Annotated in this window: 11 protein-coding genes; 3 read left to right on the top strand and 8 right to left on the bottom strand. The window is 72.0% G+C overall.

Annotated features, from left to right (window positions below; all coding sequences use genetic code 11):
- Window positions 1-198: 198 nt before the first annotated feature.
- The 4 genes from ACFZDJ_RS33365 to ACFZDJ_RS33350 all read right to left on the bottom strand — a co-directional run bounded on the left by ACFZDJ_RS33365 (window position 199) and on the right by ACFZDJ_RS33350 (window position 4,366).
- Window positions 199-1,503, bottom strand: coding sequence for a DUF2690 domain-containing protein (locus tag ACFZDJ_RS33365; RefSeq protein WP_391064333.1), 1,305 nt, complete (start codon window positions 1,501-1,503; stop codon window positions 199-201).
- Window positions 1,504-1,900: 397 nt separating this feature from the next.
- Window positions 1,901-2,497, bottom strand: coding sequence for a helix-turn-helix domain-containing protein (locus ACFZDJ_RS33360; protein WP_391064331.1), 597 nt, complete (start codon window positions 2,495-2,497; stop codon window positions 1,901-1,903).
- 269 nt (window positions 2,498-2,766) lie between these two features.
- Window positions 2,767-3,252 (bottom strand): DUF3017 domain-containing protein, encoded by a 486-nt coding sequence (locus ACFZDJ_RS33355; protein ID WP_384909374.1) that lies wholly within the window; start codon window positions 3,250-3,252, stop codon window positions 2,767-2,769.
- A 259-nt stretch (window positions 3,253-3,511) separates the two neighbouring features.
- Complete coding sequence (locus tag ACFZDJ_RS33350) at window positions 3,512-4,366, bottom strand: bifunctional methylenetetrahydrofolate dehydrogenase/methenyltetrahydrofolate cyclohydrolase (protein WP_054233749.1); 855 nt, start codon at window positions 4,364-4,366, stop codon at window positions 3,512-3,514.
- Between the two features lie 270 nt (window positions 4,367-4,636).
- Between ACFZDJ_RS33350 and ACFZDJ_RS33345 the strand changes: the two genes are divergently transcribed.
- The gene (locus ACFZDJ_RS33345; RefSeq protein ID WP_390934779.1) at window positions 4,637-5,245 is read left to right on the top strand and encodes a proline-rich domain-containing protein; all 609 of its coding nucleotides are present in this window, start codon (window positions 4,637-4,639) and stop codon (window positions 5,243-5,245) included.
- A 140-nt stretch (window positions 5,246-5,385) separates the two neighbouring features.
- Here ACFZDJ_RS33345 and ACFZDJ_RS33340 read toward each other — a convergent pair whose 3' ends face one another.
- Window positions 5,386-5,814 carry a peptidase inhibitor family I36 protein gene (locus tag ACFZDJ_RS33340; protein ID WP_101400201.1) on the bottom strand — a complete coding sequence of 143 codons (429 nt, stop codon included), beginning with the start codon at window positions 5,812-5,814 and terminating at the stop codon, window positions 5,386-5,388.
- A gap of 224 nt (window positions 5,815-6,038) precedes the next feature.
- Here ACFZDJ_RS33340 and ACFZDJ_RS33335 point away from each other — a divergent pair, with 224 nt between their 5' ends.
- A complete protein-coding gene (locus tag ACFZDJ_RS33335; RefSeq protein WP_391064329.1) occupies window positions 6,039-7,190 on the top strand; it encodes a helix-turn-helix domain-containing protein in 1,152 nt (383 codons plus the stop codon).
- A 55-nt stretch (window positions 7,191-7,245) separates the two neighbouring features.
- Here the strand turns inward: ACFZDJ_RS33335 and purH are convergent, their stop codons facing one another.
- Both purH and purN read right to left on the bottom strand, forming a co-directional pair.
- The gene (gene purH, locus ACFZDJ_RS33330) at window positions 7,246-8,835 is read right to left on the bottom strand and encodes a bifunctional phosphoribosylaminoimidazolecarboxamide formyltransferase/IMP cyclohydrolase (protein WP_390934781.1); all 1,590 of its coding nucleotides are present in this window, start codon (window positions 8,833-8,835) and stop codon (window positions 7,246-7,248) included.
- Window positions 8,832-9,452 (bottom strand): phosphoribosylglycinamide formyltransferase, encoded by a 621-nt coding sequence (gene purN, locus ACFZDJ_RS33325; RefSeq protein WP_390934782.1) that lies wholly within the window; start codon window positions 9,450-9,452, stop codon window positions 8,832-8,834. The genes purH and purN overlap by 4 nt, the downstream gene beginning before the upstream one ends.
- Before the next feature lie 465 nt (window positions 9,453-9,917).
- Between purN and ACFZDJ_RS33320 the strand changes: the two genes are divergently transcribed.
- A complete protein-coding gene (locus ACFZDJ_RS33320; protein ID WP_391064327.1) occupies window positions 9,918-10,745 on the top strand; it encodes a hypothetical protein in 828 nt (275 codons plus the stop codon).
- A gap of 358 nt (window positions 10,746-11,103) precedes the next feature.
- On the opposite strand, the gene ACFZDJ_RS33315 is transcribed toward ACFZDJ_RS33320, so the two are convergent.
- Complete coding sequence (locus ACFZDJ_RS33315) at window positions 11,104-12,717, bottom strand: DUF6350 family protein (protein ID WP_391064325.1); 1,614 nt, start codon at window positions 12,715-12,717, stop codon at window positions 11,104-11,106.
- Window positions 12,718-12,770 lie beyond the last annotated feature (53 nt).

The raw sequence follows: 12,770 nt of genomic DNA, 5'->3' as shown, positions 1-12,770 counted from the left end.
CCTAGCCAGGCCGCGTCTTCAGCCCGTCCGGCGTTTGAGGACGAGGCCGTTCAGGCCGATGCGGGGGTCCAGGGGGCGCAGCGCCCCTGGCGGGGTCGAAGGGGCGGAGCCCCTGGGGGATGGGACGGGTAGGGGCGGCGGGGGCGAGGGACCGTGTTGTGCGTGCCCACCCGCCCCAGCCGAGTCCCCCCGGCTAATTCACTTCGTGCAGCCCTTCTGACCCGATTTCAACGTGACGCACGCCTTCGCCTCGGCGGCGTCCTTGACGGCGATCATCGGGGTGTACGCATCGTTGGCATTGTCGACGGTCCCGGTCTGCTTGGCAGCGGTACCGGCCGTCACCTGCACCGAGTCACCGATCACGGCCTGCGTGATGCGGGCCCAGGCCGCGGCACAGGTCTTGCTGTAGCGCACCTCGACGAGGGTGGTACCGACGGTGATGCTGGTGCTGGTCGTCGCCAGTTGCCCACCGCACCCCATGTTCTCCGGGTCCTTGCCCGTGCAGCCGGCGCCACTGCACTTCACCCCCGCCGGCAGATCGGGATTGACCGCGGCGGACGTCGAGGGCGTCTTGGGCGCGCCCTGCGCCTTCTTGCTGTCGCCGCCCCCGGTGAAGTACACGACCGCGGCTATCACCACGAGCGCACCCACAACCCCCGCGAGGAACATCGTCAGCCGCCGCTTACGCCGCGCCGCCGCGTCCGCGGCTCCCCCCACGGGCGCGCCCGGCCCACCGGTACCGACAGGCCCGCCCGGACCCACGGAACCCCCCGGCCCCGCAGAACCCGCAGAACCCCCCGGTCCCGCAGAACCCCCCGGCCCCGCAGCCCCCGCCGGAGTCGACGGCCCGTACCGCCCCCCGTCACCGGACGGCGTGGCGACGACCCCCCAGCCCCCGCCACGCGAACCCCCACCGGACGAAGGTCCACCCGAAGGCCCGCCCGAAGAAGACCCGCCGTTCCCGGCACCCCCGCGCGCCCCACCCCCGAGCGACGACGAAGAGCCGTACGCCGAGTCCTCCACCTCCGTGGCGGACGGTTGCGGCGGCACCGTCGGCGACACCCCCGCGGGCCCGGCGATCCCCGGCGCGATGCCGGGCGTCGCGGTCGCGCTGCCGCCCTTGCGGGCCTGCTTGCCGTTGCTCCCCTTCGCCGGGGGCGTCCCGAACTCCCCGAGCGCGGCGCGCGCCTGGGAGATCCGGATCGCTTCCATGGTCATGTCGTGGCGCATCTCCGAGCGGCTCCACGCACGCTCGGCCAGCTCCCACATGGTCGTCAGATGGATGGGATTGGTCCCGGTCACCTCGGCCAGGGCGACGATCGCGCCCTTGGGCGCGAGGAGCCGACCGTTGAGGTACCGCTCCCAGGACGTCTTGCTGTAGCCCGTACGGTCGGCCACCGCGGCGATGCCCAGCCCGCTCCGGTCGACCAGCCGACGCAGCTGGCTGGCGAACTCCCTGACCTGCGGATCGAGTTCATCCGGCAAGTCCCTCCAACGAGGCATTACTGCTCCCCCCTGCTTCTTTCCCCCCGTACGTGCCTGACTGTTCCCCCGCGTGTTCGGCACCCCTGCGCCGAGTCCCCCGGCCCCCGACGGTCCCCGTTCTGGCTACCCACAGGGATGCGATCGGTCAGGATCTCAGTTCCCGGGATGGGGGCGCACGGGAGCATTCGGGCCCGGGCATGCGCCGTTGCACGCCCCGCGGGCTGCGGCCCATTGTCCCATCGACGTCATGGCCGCCAATCGGACCCTCGTCCTCCGCAACAGGACGTCCGGTACCGTCCCGATTGGCCACGCTAACCGGGTTGTTGGGACAGATCAGGGTAAATCCTTGAACTTGTCAAGACATCGACACAACGGGAACACAGGCGCGACCTCACCCGTCACGAGAACGCTCAGCTCACCCGAGGGTGACGGCACCCACGACGGCGGCGAGGAGGAGGACGACGGCGAGCAGGGCCGCGTAGAGGAGGAGGCGGGGCGTACGGGACGCGGGGGGCTGCCGGGACCACTCCTCGTCGAGCAGGTCCCACCACGGGAGCGTGGGGTCCTCCTCGTAGCCGTCACGGCCGCGCGCGGCGGGAACGACGTACGCGGCGGGGACGGCGGCTTCCGCGCCGGGAGCAGGTTCACCGCCGGAGACGGGGCCGGGGACGGGACCGCCCGCCGGTACCCGTACGGGCGGCGCGGGCGGCACGGGCGGCACGGGCGGCATGGGCTCGCGCGGCCAGGCCCGCACCGCCAGTTCCCAGCGCACCCCGAAGCGTTCGGTCTCCTCGCCCGCGACACCCGCGACCCGGCACAGGGCGACGACCGCCTGCCGGGGCGGCGGCTGGCTCGCGTTGAGGTAGCGCTGCCAGGAGGACTTGCTGTACGCGGTACGCGTGCCCAGCGCGACCAGGCTCATCCCGGTGCGGTCCTTGAGCAGCCGCAACTGCTCGACGAAGTGCCGTACCTCCGCAGGAAGCTCCTCCGGCAGCGGCTGCCAGGCACCCATCGCTCACCCACCTCCCGCAGCGCTTCCCAGGCGCTCCCGTGTCGTTCCCCGTGAGCGATTGACGACGCCGGGCGGTGGACGGTTCCCGTCACGCGACGCGGACACCGTGGCGGAATGGTCACTTCCGTGCCACAGGGAACTGACGGCTGTTGAACAGGCGGTGCCTGTGCAGAAGGGTTGACCCGGGCGGTCCGGCCGCCCGGGCGCGGCCCGTCCTTACTCGGGGGAGGGGACGGGCCGCGCCCTGCTTCAGGGCATGCGTGGGGGTCTCAGCGGACGGTGAAGTGCAGCGTGTCGTCCAGGAACGGGATGACCAGCCACGGGTGGGGCTGTGCCATCAGCGAGAGCAGCACGATGGCGACGCCCAGCACGCCGTACGTGAGCATGTCCGTGAAGCGGGAGCGGACCGCGAGCATGCCCACGTCGGGCAGCATCCAGCGCATCACGGCGCCGGCCAGCAGCGCGGCGCCGATCAGGACCGTGCCGAGCCGGAACACGTCGAGGGCGGTCAGCAGCAGGCCGAGTCCTACGGACGACAGCACGGCGAGGATCGGCCACTGGCGGGCCGGGGCCGGGGCGTCGCCGCCCGCCGCCCGGCCGCCGCCCTCGGGCCGCGCGGTGTCCCGCGTGAACAGGGGGAAGCGCCGTGTGGTGCGGCGCGGCTTCCCCTCGGCGTCGGGCGCGCTCACGGCGTCGAGCGCACCCGGCTCGCCCTCGGCGCCCTCCGCCTCCCGCACACCCGCCACACCGTTCACGGACCCCGCCTTCCCCGAACCGGCTTCACCGTTCACGGACCCCGCCTTCCGAGGACCGGCCTCACCGTTCACGGACCCCGCCTTCCGAGGACCGGCTTCACCGTTCACGGACCCCGCCTTCCGCACGGCGGACTCACCCTTCACCGCCCTCGCCCTCCGCACGGCCGACCCGCCGTTCGCGGACGCGGCCTCCCGTACGGCCGACTCGGCATCGGGTTCGGTGTCGGTGTCGCGGGCCGCGGCGTCCTCGGGCCCGCCGTCAGCCGACACTGCGCTCCGCCGCTTCCACCACGTTGACGAGCAGCTGGGCGCGGGTCATCGGGCCCACGCCGCCGGGGTTCGGGGAGATCCACGCGGCAACCTCGGCGACGTCCGGGTGGACGTCTCCGACGATCTTGCCCTCGGCGCTGCGCGAGACACCGACGTCGAGGACGGCGGCACCCGGCTTCACGTCCTCGGCGCGGATGAGGTGGGCCGATCCGGCCGCGGCGACGATGATGTCGGCGCGCTTCAGATGCGCGGAGAGATCACGGGTGCCGGTGTGACACTGGGTGACCGTGGCGTTCTCGCTACGCCGCGTCAGCAGCAGCGGCATCGGACGCCCGATGGTCACCCCGCGGCCGACGACCACGACCTCGGCGCCCTTGATCTCCACGCCGTAGCGGCGCAGCAGGGTGAGGACGCCGTTGGGGGTGCACGGCAGCGGGGCCGGCTCGTTGAGGACCAGCCGCCCGAGGTTCATCGGGTGCAGGCCGTCGGCGTCCTTGTCCGGGTCCATCAGTTCGAGGATGCGGTTCTCGTCGATGCCCTTGGGGAGCGGGAGCTGGACGATGTAGCCGGTGCAGGTGGGGTCTTCGTTGAGTTCGCGCACCACCGCCTCGATCTCCTCCTGCGTGGCGGTCGCGGGCAGTTCACGCTGGATGGACGCGATACCGACCTGGGCGCAGTCGCGGTGCTTGCCCGCGACGTACTTCTGGCTGCCGGGGTCGTCGCCGACCAGGACGGTCCCCAGGCCGGGCGTGACGCCCTTCTCCTTGAGGGCCGCCACGCGGGCGGTCAGATCGGACTTGATCGCGGCTGCGGTGGCCTTGCCATCGAGAATCTGGGCGGTCATGGCCCCATCCTCGCGGATGACCCGCTCCCGGTTCCAATCCGGGCGCCCCTTTCCCTCTGCCACCAGCCGCGATCAGCCGTGATCAGCGATGTTGCGCTTGCACAACACCTGCGCAACACAATCGGAAGGGCCCTGGACAAATAAGTAAGGCATTTAGAACGATGAACATCACAGTGCCGCGGACAGTACCGGGGGGACGGACCGCTCTGTAGAACTCTCCTCCGCACCTTGCCGCGCGTCCCCGCACCAGGCAACGGAGGAAGACCCGCCATGAGTTTCGGCGACCCGAACAACCCCTACGGTCCCCCGCAGGGCCAGCCGGCCGGCTACCCGCCCCAGGGCCAGCCCGGCTACGGCTACCCCCAGGGCGCCCCGCAGCAGCCCGGTTACGGCTACCCGCAGGCCCCGCCGCTCGGCCAGCAGCCGTACGGCGGCTACCCCGGCGGCCCGATGGAGATGCCCGGCACGGTCAAGGCCGCGCGGGTGATGTTGTTCGTCATCGGCGGTCTCCAGGTGCTCGGCGCCATCCTGATCGCGATCTCGGCGCTCGCCGTCTCCGCCGCGAAGAACAACGCGGACCTCAAGAACGACGTCCAGTTCCAGCAGCTCGCGGACTACTCGGCCGGCGTCCTGTGGGGCATCACGGTCGCGGTCCTGGCGTGGGGCGTCTTCGCGATCTGGCTCGGCGTCAAGTGCGCGAACGGCGGCAGCGGCGTCCGGATCGCCGCGCTGGTGTTCGGCATCCTCACCGCGGTCCTCGGTATCTACCCGTTCATCGTCATCGGTCTGGTGCACACCGTGCTCGCCATCCTCATCGCGGTGTTCGTCGGCAAGGCGGACGGCGCCGCCTGGTTCGACCGTCCGAAGTACTCGGTCTGAGGTCACCGGCGGCACGGCTGCCCCGAGGCCGACTTCCGGCCATGTGAGGTAGAGGCCGTTGACGCGCAAAGAAATGCGGCGGTGGTTTCCGGCCCTCCCCCGAGGGGCCGGAAGCCACCGCCGCGCACGTGTGCCAGGGCTCAGCCGCAGTTACCGGTGATCCACTGGTGGGACCGCACCTTGTACGTACCGGCGAGGTTGCCGCCCTGCTGCTGCCGGGTGCAGCCGATCCGGCCGTTGTAGTTGGTGTTCGCGTAGAAGGCGACACCGCTGTACGACCCGGTGCCGGCGTTCCACACCGACTTCACGTTCGTCGTGGCGGCCCAGGAACACTTGATGGCGCCGCTCTGCCAGTCGGGGTCGGCGACGCTCCACGAGCACTTGCTGCCGGTGAAGTTGAAGCCGGTCCAGAAGCAGACGTCACCCGACGCGCAGTCCACGGCGGCGGCCGAGGCGGGTGCCGCCGACGCGGAGGCGGGCAGGGCCAGCGTGGTGGCGGCCGCCGCGCTGACGGCGAGGGTCGCGAGGAGCGGGGAGAGGCGGCGCGGACGACGTACGGAAAGGTTCATGGGTCTGTTTCTCCTTGCGATGCGGCTGCTGGTGGTCGGACAGCCAGAAGGTGGCAACGCGTGTCCCGGCCGGGCAAGCAGACCGGGCGGGCTGGGACGCCGGGACGGCTGGACGCCCGCTACTTGGCGCGTTCTCTAACCCTTGGGACGGCCGTGGGACGGCTACTCTGTCCAGCCACTGGAACGTCTGACCAGCGTGCCGTAAGTGCCAGGGGGGAACAGCGATGCCCGCGTGCCCGGAAACCGAACGGTTCGCCGCGTTGTTGCGTTCGCTGAAGAACCGGTCAGGTCTGAGTTACGAGGCCCTCGCCAAGAAGACCGGCACCGCCGGGTCCACACTGCACCGCTACTGCCGCGGCACTTCGGTGCCCCAGGACTACGGAAGCGTGCACCGGTTCGCCACCGCCTGCGGCGCGACCCCGGACGAACTGCGGACGCTGCACCGGCAGTGGGCCCTGGCCGACGCCGCCCGGACGGAGACGGGGACGGAGGCGGGGGCAGAGACGCAGACGGGGACGGGGACGGAGGCCGCAGGAGACGCGGTGGATCCCGCAGATGCCGTTGTCGCCACTGATCTCGTGGACAGTGACGCCGGTGAGGGTGACGGTGACGATGACGAGAAGTCGGGGGCGGTGGAGGTCGAGCCCGTTCCGCCGGTCCGTCAGAGTCGTTTCCGTCTTGACCAGTTCCGGCAGGGCCGGTTCCGTGTCGTCGTGATCGGGGCCGTGGTCCTGACGCTCGGTGTCTCCGCCTGGGCCCTGACGACCGATCACCCGTCATCCGGCAGCGGCGGCGGCTCCGCGGCGGACGGCCGTCTGCTCTTCTCGGCCGCCTGTCAGCCCGTGGTGGCCATGGGCCAGCACGACGCGTGCGTGGGCGAGGTACAACGGCTGCTGCACGCGAAGGGCGCGGACATCGACGTCGACTCGGACTTCGGCCCGCAGACGCTGCGCCGGGTCACCGCCTTCCAGGTGTTCACCGGTCTCCAGCCCAACGGAGTCGTCGGGGACGCCACCAAGAAGGCGCTCTACACCTCGAACGTACGCATGACCGTCTGGCCGCCGGCGAAGGTAAGGGCGCACATCCGCGCGGTCTTCACCGACGCACCCGACGCGGCGGTCGCCATCGCGGACTGCCAGTCGTTCCTCGACCCGCTGCACATCCTGCCCAACACCAACGGCACCCGTAACTGGGGGCTGTTCCAGATCTCCGACCTGCGCCTGCGCGAGCTGGGCGGGACCCCGCGTCAGGCGCTGGACCCGGAGTGGAACATCAGGGCGGCCGAGCGCCTGTGGAGCAAGAAGCGCGACTTCCATGACTGGCCGAACTGCGAGCGCGCGGTCAAGGGCGCCGCCACCACCGCGCCCGCACGGTAGCGGCGGCCCACCGGAACCCCGGTGGACCGCCGCGCACGCACCGACCCGCCGCGGATCAGTGGAAGAAGTGCCGCGTCCCCGTGAAGTACATGGTGATGCCCGCCTTCTTCGCGGCCTCGACCACCAGCTCGTCACGGACCGAACCGCCGGGCTGGACCACGGCCCTGACGCCCGCCTCGGCGAGGATCTCCAGACCGTCGGGGAACGGGAAGAACGCGTCCGAGGCCGCGTACGACCCACGGGCCCGCTCGGCGCCCGCCCGCTCGACCGCGAGCTTCGCGGAGTCGACGCGGTTGACCTGGCCCATGCCGACGCCGACCGAGGCACCGTCCTTGGCGAGCAGGATCGCGTTGGACTTCACCGCGCGGCAGGCCCGCCAGGCGAAGGCCAGCTCGTCGAGCTCGCCCTCGTTCAGGGCGTCACCGGTCGCCAGGGTCCAGCTCGCCGGGTTGTCGCCGTCGGCCTGGATGCGGTCGGTGACCTGGAGCAGCGCGCCACCGTCGATCGGCTTGAGCTCGGTCGGGTTCGCGGGCGCGCGGTGGGCGCGCAGCACGCGGATGTTCTTCTTCTTGGTGAGGGCTTCGAGGGCGCCGTCCTCGTACTCGGGCGCCACGATGACCTCGGTGAAGATCTCGGCGACCTGCTCCGCCATCTCCTTCGTCACCGGCCGGTTGACCGCGATCACCCCGCCGAACGCGGACAGCGGGTCACAGGCGTGCGCCTTGCGGTGCGCCTCGGCGACGTTCGAGGCGATCGCGATGCCGCACGGGTTGGCGTGCTTGATGATCGCGACGCAGGGGTCCTCGTGGTCGTACGCGGCACGGCGCGCGGCGTCCGTGTCCGTGTAGTTGTTGTACGACATCTCCTTGCCGTGCAGCTGCTCGGCCTCCGCGAGACCGCCGGTGCCCGAGGTGTAGAGGGCGGCGGGCTGGTGCGGGTTCTCGCCGTAGCGGAGAGTGTGCGCGCGCTCCCAGGTGGCGCCGAGGAAGTCGGGGAACCGGGAGGCGTCGACGGGGGCGTACTCGGAGGCGAACCAGGAGGCGACGGCGACGTCGTACGCGGCCGTGTGCTGGAAGGCCTCGGCCGCGAGCCGCTTACGGGTGGTGAGGTCGAAGCCACCCCTCTGGACGGCGGCGAGGACGTCGCCGTACCGGTCGGGGCTGGTGACGACAGCCACGGACGGGTGGTTCTTGGCGGCGGCTCGGACCATCGAAGGCCCGCCGATGTCGATCTGCTCGACGCACTCGTCGGGCGTCGCGCCCGAGGCGACGGTCTCGCGGAAGGGGTAGAGGTTGACGACGACGAGGTCGAACGGCTTGACGCCCAGCTCTTCCAGCTGCCGCTGGTGGTCGGGCAGGCGCAGGTCGGCGAGGATGCCGGCGTGGACCTTGGGGTGCAGGGTCTTGACGCGGCCGTCGAGGCACTCGGGGAAGCCGGTCAGGTCCTCGACCTTGACGACGGGGACCCCGGCCGCGGCGATCTTGGCGGCGGTGGAGCCGGTGGAGACGAGCTCGACACCGGCCTCGTGGAGCCCGCGGGCAAGCTCTTCGAGCCCGGTCTTGTCGTAGACGCTGACGAGCGCGCGCCGGATGACCCGCTTGGTGCCCTCGGTGCTCTCGGCCGTGACTGTGCTGTCGGCGGTCACTGGATAACTACCTTTCGTCCCTCAATGCGATAGCCGTTGCGGGCGAGCCGCCCCACGACATCGACGAGCAGTCTTCGCTCGACTTCCTTGATGCGCTCGTGCAGAGCGCTCTCGTCGTCCTCGTCCCGGACCTCCACCACGCCCTGAGCGATGATCGGTCCGGTGTCGACGCCGTCGTCGACGAAGTGGACGGTGCAGCCGGTGACCTTCGCGCCGTACGCGAGCGCGTCGCGTACGCCGTGGGCCCCCGGGAAACTCGGCAGCAGGGCGGGATGCGTGTTGACGCACCGCCCACCGAACCGCGCGAGGAATTCCTTCCCCACGATCTTCATGAACCCCGCGGAGACCACGAGGTCGGGCTCGTGGTCGGAGACGGCCTCGGCGAGGGCGCGGTCCCACTCGTCCCGGGTGTCGTAGTCCTTGACGCGGCGGACGAAGGTCGGGATCCCGGCCCGCTCGGCCCGGGCGAGCCCTTCGATGCCGTCGCGGTCGGCGCCCACGGCCACGATCTCGGCCCCGTAGGCCTCCGGCCCGCCCGCGGCGATGCCATCGAGCAGTGCCTGCAGATTCGTGCCTGATCCGGAGACCAGCACGACGAGGCGCTTGGTCTTGGCCACGACGGGGCCCTTTCTCGGGGGAGCGTTTGTACGGTCGTACGAATGCTTCGCGCCCCTGGATACAGGGAAGTCTACAAAGCGGCCGACCGTCAGCAACGATACCGGCACACCGGGCGGCCCCCACGGGACGGGGGCGTGGCCGGAAGGTAGCGTCTGCGGTGGATCCTCCCGGGAACACCGTTCAGCACGGGGAACGCCCTGTGCGCTTGGGACGTTGACCTGGGACGGGTAGAACGTTCGGGGTACGAGCCCCGGGGGCGAACGTCCGGGGCGCGGGCCTCGGACGGAAAACCCGGGGCAGGGACTCCGTGGAGCGGTACCCGGGGTGCGAATCCCGGGTCCTGATCCTGAAAACGAACGCCCGGGGTGCGAGCCCCGCGCAGGACGCTCGGGGTGCGCGTCGCGAGCACGATGCCGTGTGGACACGCCGCCCGCCAGAACCACCAAGGGGAAGACGCACACCTGATGCCGGACCGCAGTCTCCGACTCCCTCCGCTGCTGCTGCGCGAGCGGCGCCCTTCGCCTACCCCGCCGCGGGAGAGCGGGGACACGCCCGCGGGTGCGAACGGTTCCGCGGACGGACGCGGCCCGGACACAGACTCCAGCACGGGCTCCGGCTCCGGCTCCGGCTCCGGCTCCGGCTCCGACGACAATCCCTTCGCTCCGCCGCCGGAGGGCACGCCCGACCGCCCCTGGCAGCCTCGACGTCCCGCGTCCGGCCAGAGCCCGAACGAGAACGACGGTTCCGACCCCGGACAGTCCCCTTGGGGCAGTCAGTGGAGCGACCGGCAGCCGGGGCGTTCGTCCGGCGGCGGTTTCGGCGACCGTCCCGGGGCTCCGCAGGGGCAGGGCGGCCCGGAAGGTCCCGGCGGTGGGCCGGGCTCCGGAATGCGCTGGGACCCGACGGACCCCGCCCAGCGCCGCGCGCGCTACGCGCTGCTCTCCGGAATGTGGGCGTTCTTCTTCGCCCTGTTCAGCTGGCCGTACGTGGCGCTGCTGCTCGGTGCGCTCGCCCTGTACTGGGGCGGCAGTGCCCTGCGCGCCAAGCCCCGCACGCCGGACCCGGACACCCCGGCCCCCGAAGCGAACACCCGCCCCCAGACGACCGCCGCGGTGAGCGGCCTCGTCACCGCGTCCCTGGCCATCGTCATGGTCGCCGCGACCTTCACCGCGCAACTCGTGTACACCGACTACTACGCCTGCACGAACGACGCCCTCACCAACGCCGCCAAACAGTCCTGCAACGACCTTCTCCCGAAGGACCTGAGGGGCGTCCTGGGAACGCACAGCTAGCTCGAACGCGCCCCGCCAGGAGCGCGGGGAACCGCGCGCCCAGCCCCCACCATCCGCAGCAAACTCCACCACAGCCCAGGGGCGCAGCCCGGGACGGGGTCTGGGGGCGCAGCCCCGGGCGGGGTCTGGGGCACAGCCCCCAGCGGGGTCTGGGGCACAGCCCCCAGCGGGGTCTGGGGCACAGCCCCGAGCAGGGTTCCGGAGCACAGCCCCAGCGGGTTCCAGGGCGCAGCCCGGGACGGGGTCTGGGGCGCAGCCCCAGGCGGGTTCCGGGGCTCAGCCCCCAGCGGGGTCTGGGGCGCAGCCCCAGGGGATGGGAATGGGTAGGGGCGGCGGGGGCGAGAAAACCGAGGGCTCCTCACTCACCCCGCTCAGGCGGCGCCGCCAAGGACGTCCCCTCCCCACCATCGGAGGGCAACAAGTCGTACGGCTCCAAGCTCGGATCCGTAGCCGGCCCGGAAGCCGGGACAGCGGCATCGGCAGCGGCAGCGGCAGCGGCAGCGGCAGGGACAGAAGCCGGAGCCGGAGCCTGAGCCGTCCCCACCGACGGAGTCACCCCCACCGACGGAGTCACCCCCACCGACGGAGTCACCCCCATCTGACCTCCGTCCCCCCGCGACCGCCCCGCCCAGAACCCCCACGAGAACCACAACCGGCACGACCCCCACGAGAACCACGCGGACCAAGAAACCCCCCGCCGCCGAAGCTCCCACCCCCACAACCCCACCCCCACAGGAACTCCCACCCCCACCGTCCAAACCACCACCGCTCCCCCCACCTGCCACCACACCGGCCCGAAGTGAGCCAACGCCGCCACCCCCAACGGCCCACCCGCCACCCTGGCAAGCAGCGCCATCACCAGCCCGCACATCACGGCCGCGGCCCCCACCCCCACCACGACCCGCCCCCACGACCAGGCCTCACGCCCCTCCCCCGGCGCCCCCGCGGTCACCAGGAACCACGCCACCGTCACCCCCGCCGCCACCGGCACCCCCATCCCCACCTCACTCCACGCCGCCCCCGGCACCGGCACCGCCGCCAGCAACGGAAACGCCGGCAGCAACGGCCCCGGCCCCGCCGCGGACAACGGCCCCACGACATGCCCGGCCCCCAGCACGACCCCGGGCCCGAGCCCGTACGCGGCCCCCCACACCGCCGCGTTCGGCACGAGCGCCAGACAGAGCAGCAGTACCGCGAACCGCCCCGACCACACCTCGGTGAGCTGCGCGAACGAGTCCCGGACGGCATCGCCGTGCCACACCAGCGACGCCGCCACCAAGAGCGAGCCACCCCCGACGAGCACCGCCGCCCCGGCCCCGGCCGCCCGCGCGCAGGCCCCGAGGAATTCGGGCGAGCAACGGCGTACGCCGGCGGGCAACACGGCGAGCAACCGCCGGACCCGCGCGGGCACGGGGAGGCCGGCGCGTCCGTACGCCGCCCATACCCCCACCCCCGCCGCACTCCCGGCGAGCAACGGCAGGCATCCGGCGGTCCACACCCACGAAGGCCGCAACTCCCCGCCCGAGCAGTACAGCGCGGCCGCGAGTCCGACCGTCAGATAGCCCCCGACGACCCCCGTCCACACCGTGCCCGGCTCCGCCTCGGCCTCGGCGTCCGCCACGCCGCGCGCCGCCCGGTACAGCAGCCACACGGGCAGGACGACCAGCAGCAGCGGTGTCACACCCACCGGCATGGGCAGGCCCGACAGGGTCTCGGTGCGGATCAGCTCCACGCCGTGCGCGAGCAGCCACAACGCGGCGGCCACGTGCAGCGATCCGCTGGGCCCGCTGTCCGGATAGGGCGAGCTGATCCACAGCATCATGACGAGGACGGCGAACGAGCCGAGTCCGAGCCCCGCCGCGAGAGCGCCACCCAGGAGGCTGGCGCCCAGTCCGGGTGAACGGTGGCGCATCCGGGTGAGCAGGGGCGACAACGACAGCCTGCGGTCGGTCATTTGGGTCACGTCCGCCATGCTCCCAACGACACGCGCTTTCTCGTCGTAACAGGCGAACCTTGGATGTGTCG

The sequence above is a fragment of the Streptomyces sp. NPDC007896 genome, from assembly GCF_042959425.1.
In the GTDB taxonomy this organism is placed as follows: Bacteria; Actinomycetota; Actinomycetes; order Streptomycetales; family Streptomycetaceae; genus Streptomyces.
The sequence above is the reverse complement of the archived record's forward strand: the minus strand, read 5'-3'. Positions and strand labels throughout refer to the sequence as shown.

Bases quoted from the DNA above. Each gene is read 5' to 3' on its own strand.
- ACFZDJ_RS33365 (WP_391064333.1), bottom strand. From the start codon at position 1,503: ATGCCTCGTTGGAGGGACTTGCCGGATGAACTCGATCCGCAGGTCAGG.
- ACFZDJ_RS33360 (WP_391064331.1), bottom strand. From the start codon at position 2,497: ATGGGTGCCTGGCAGCCGCTGCCGGAGGAGCTTCCTGCGGAGGTACGG.
- ACFZDJ_RS33350 (WP_054233749.1), bottom strand. From the start codon at position 4,366: ATGACCGCCCAGATTCTCGATGGCAAGGCCACCGCAGCCGCGATCAAG.
- ACFZDJ_RS33345 (WP_390934779.1), top strand. From the start codon at position 4,637: ATGAGTTTCGGCGACCCGAACAACCCCTACGGTCCCCCGCAGGGCCAG.
- ACFZDJ_RS33340 (WP_101400201.1), bottom strand. From the start codon at position 5,814: ATGAACCTTTCCGTACGTCGTCCGCGCCGCCTCTCCCCGCTCCTCGCG.
- ACFZDJ_RS33335 (WP_391064329.1), top strand. From the start codon at position 6,039: ATGCCCGCGTGCCCGGAAACCGAACGGTTCGCCGCGTTGTTGCGTTCG.
- ACFZDJ_RS33320 (WP_391064327.1), top strand. From the start codon at position 9,918: ATGCCGGACCGCAGTCTCCGACTCCCTCCGCTGCTGCTGCGCGAGCGG.
- ACFZDJ_RS33315 (WP_391064325.1), bottom strand. From the start codon at position 12,717: ATGGCGGACGTGACCCAAATGACCGACCGCAGGCTGTCGTTGTCGCCC.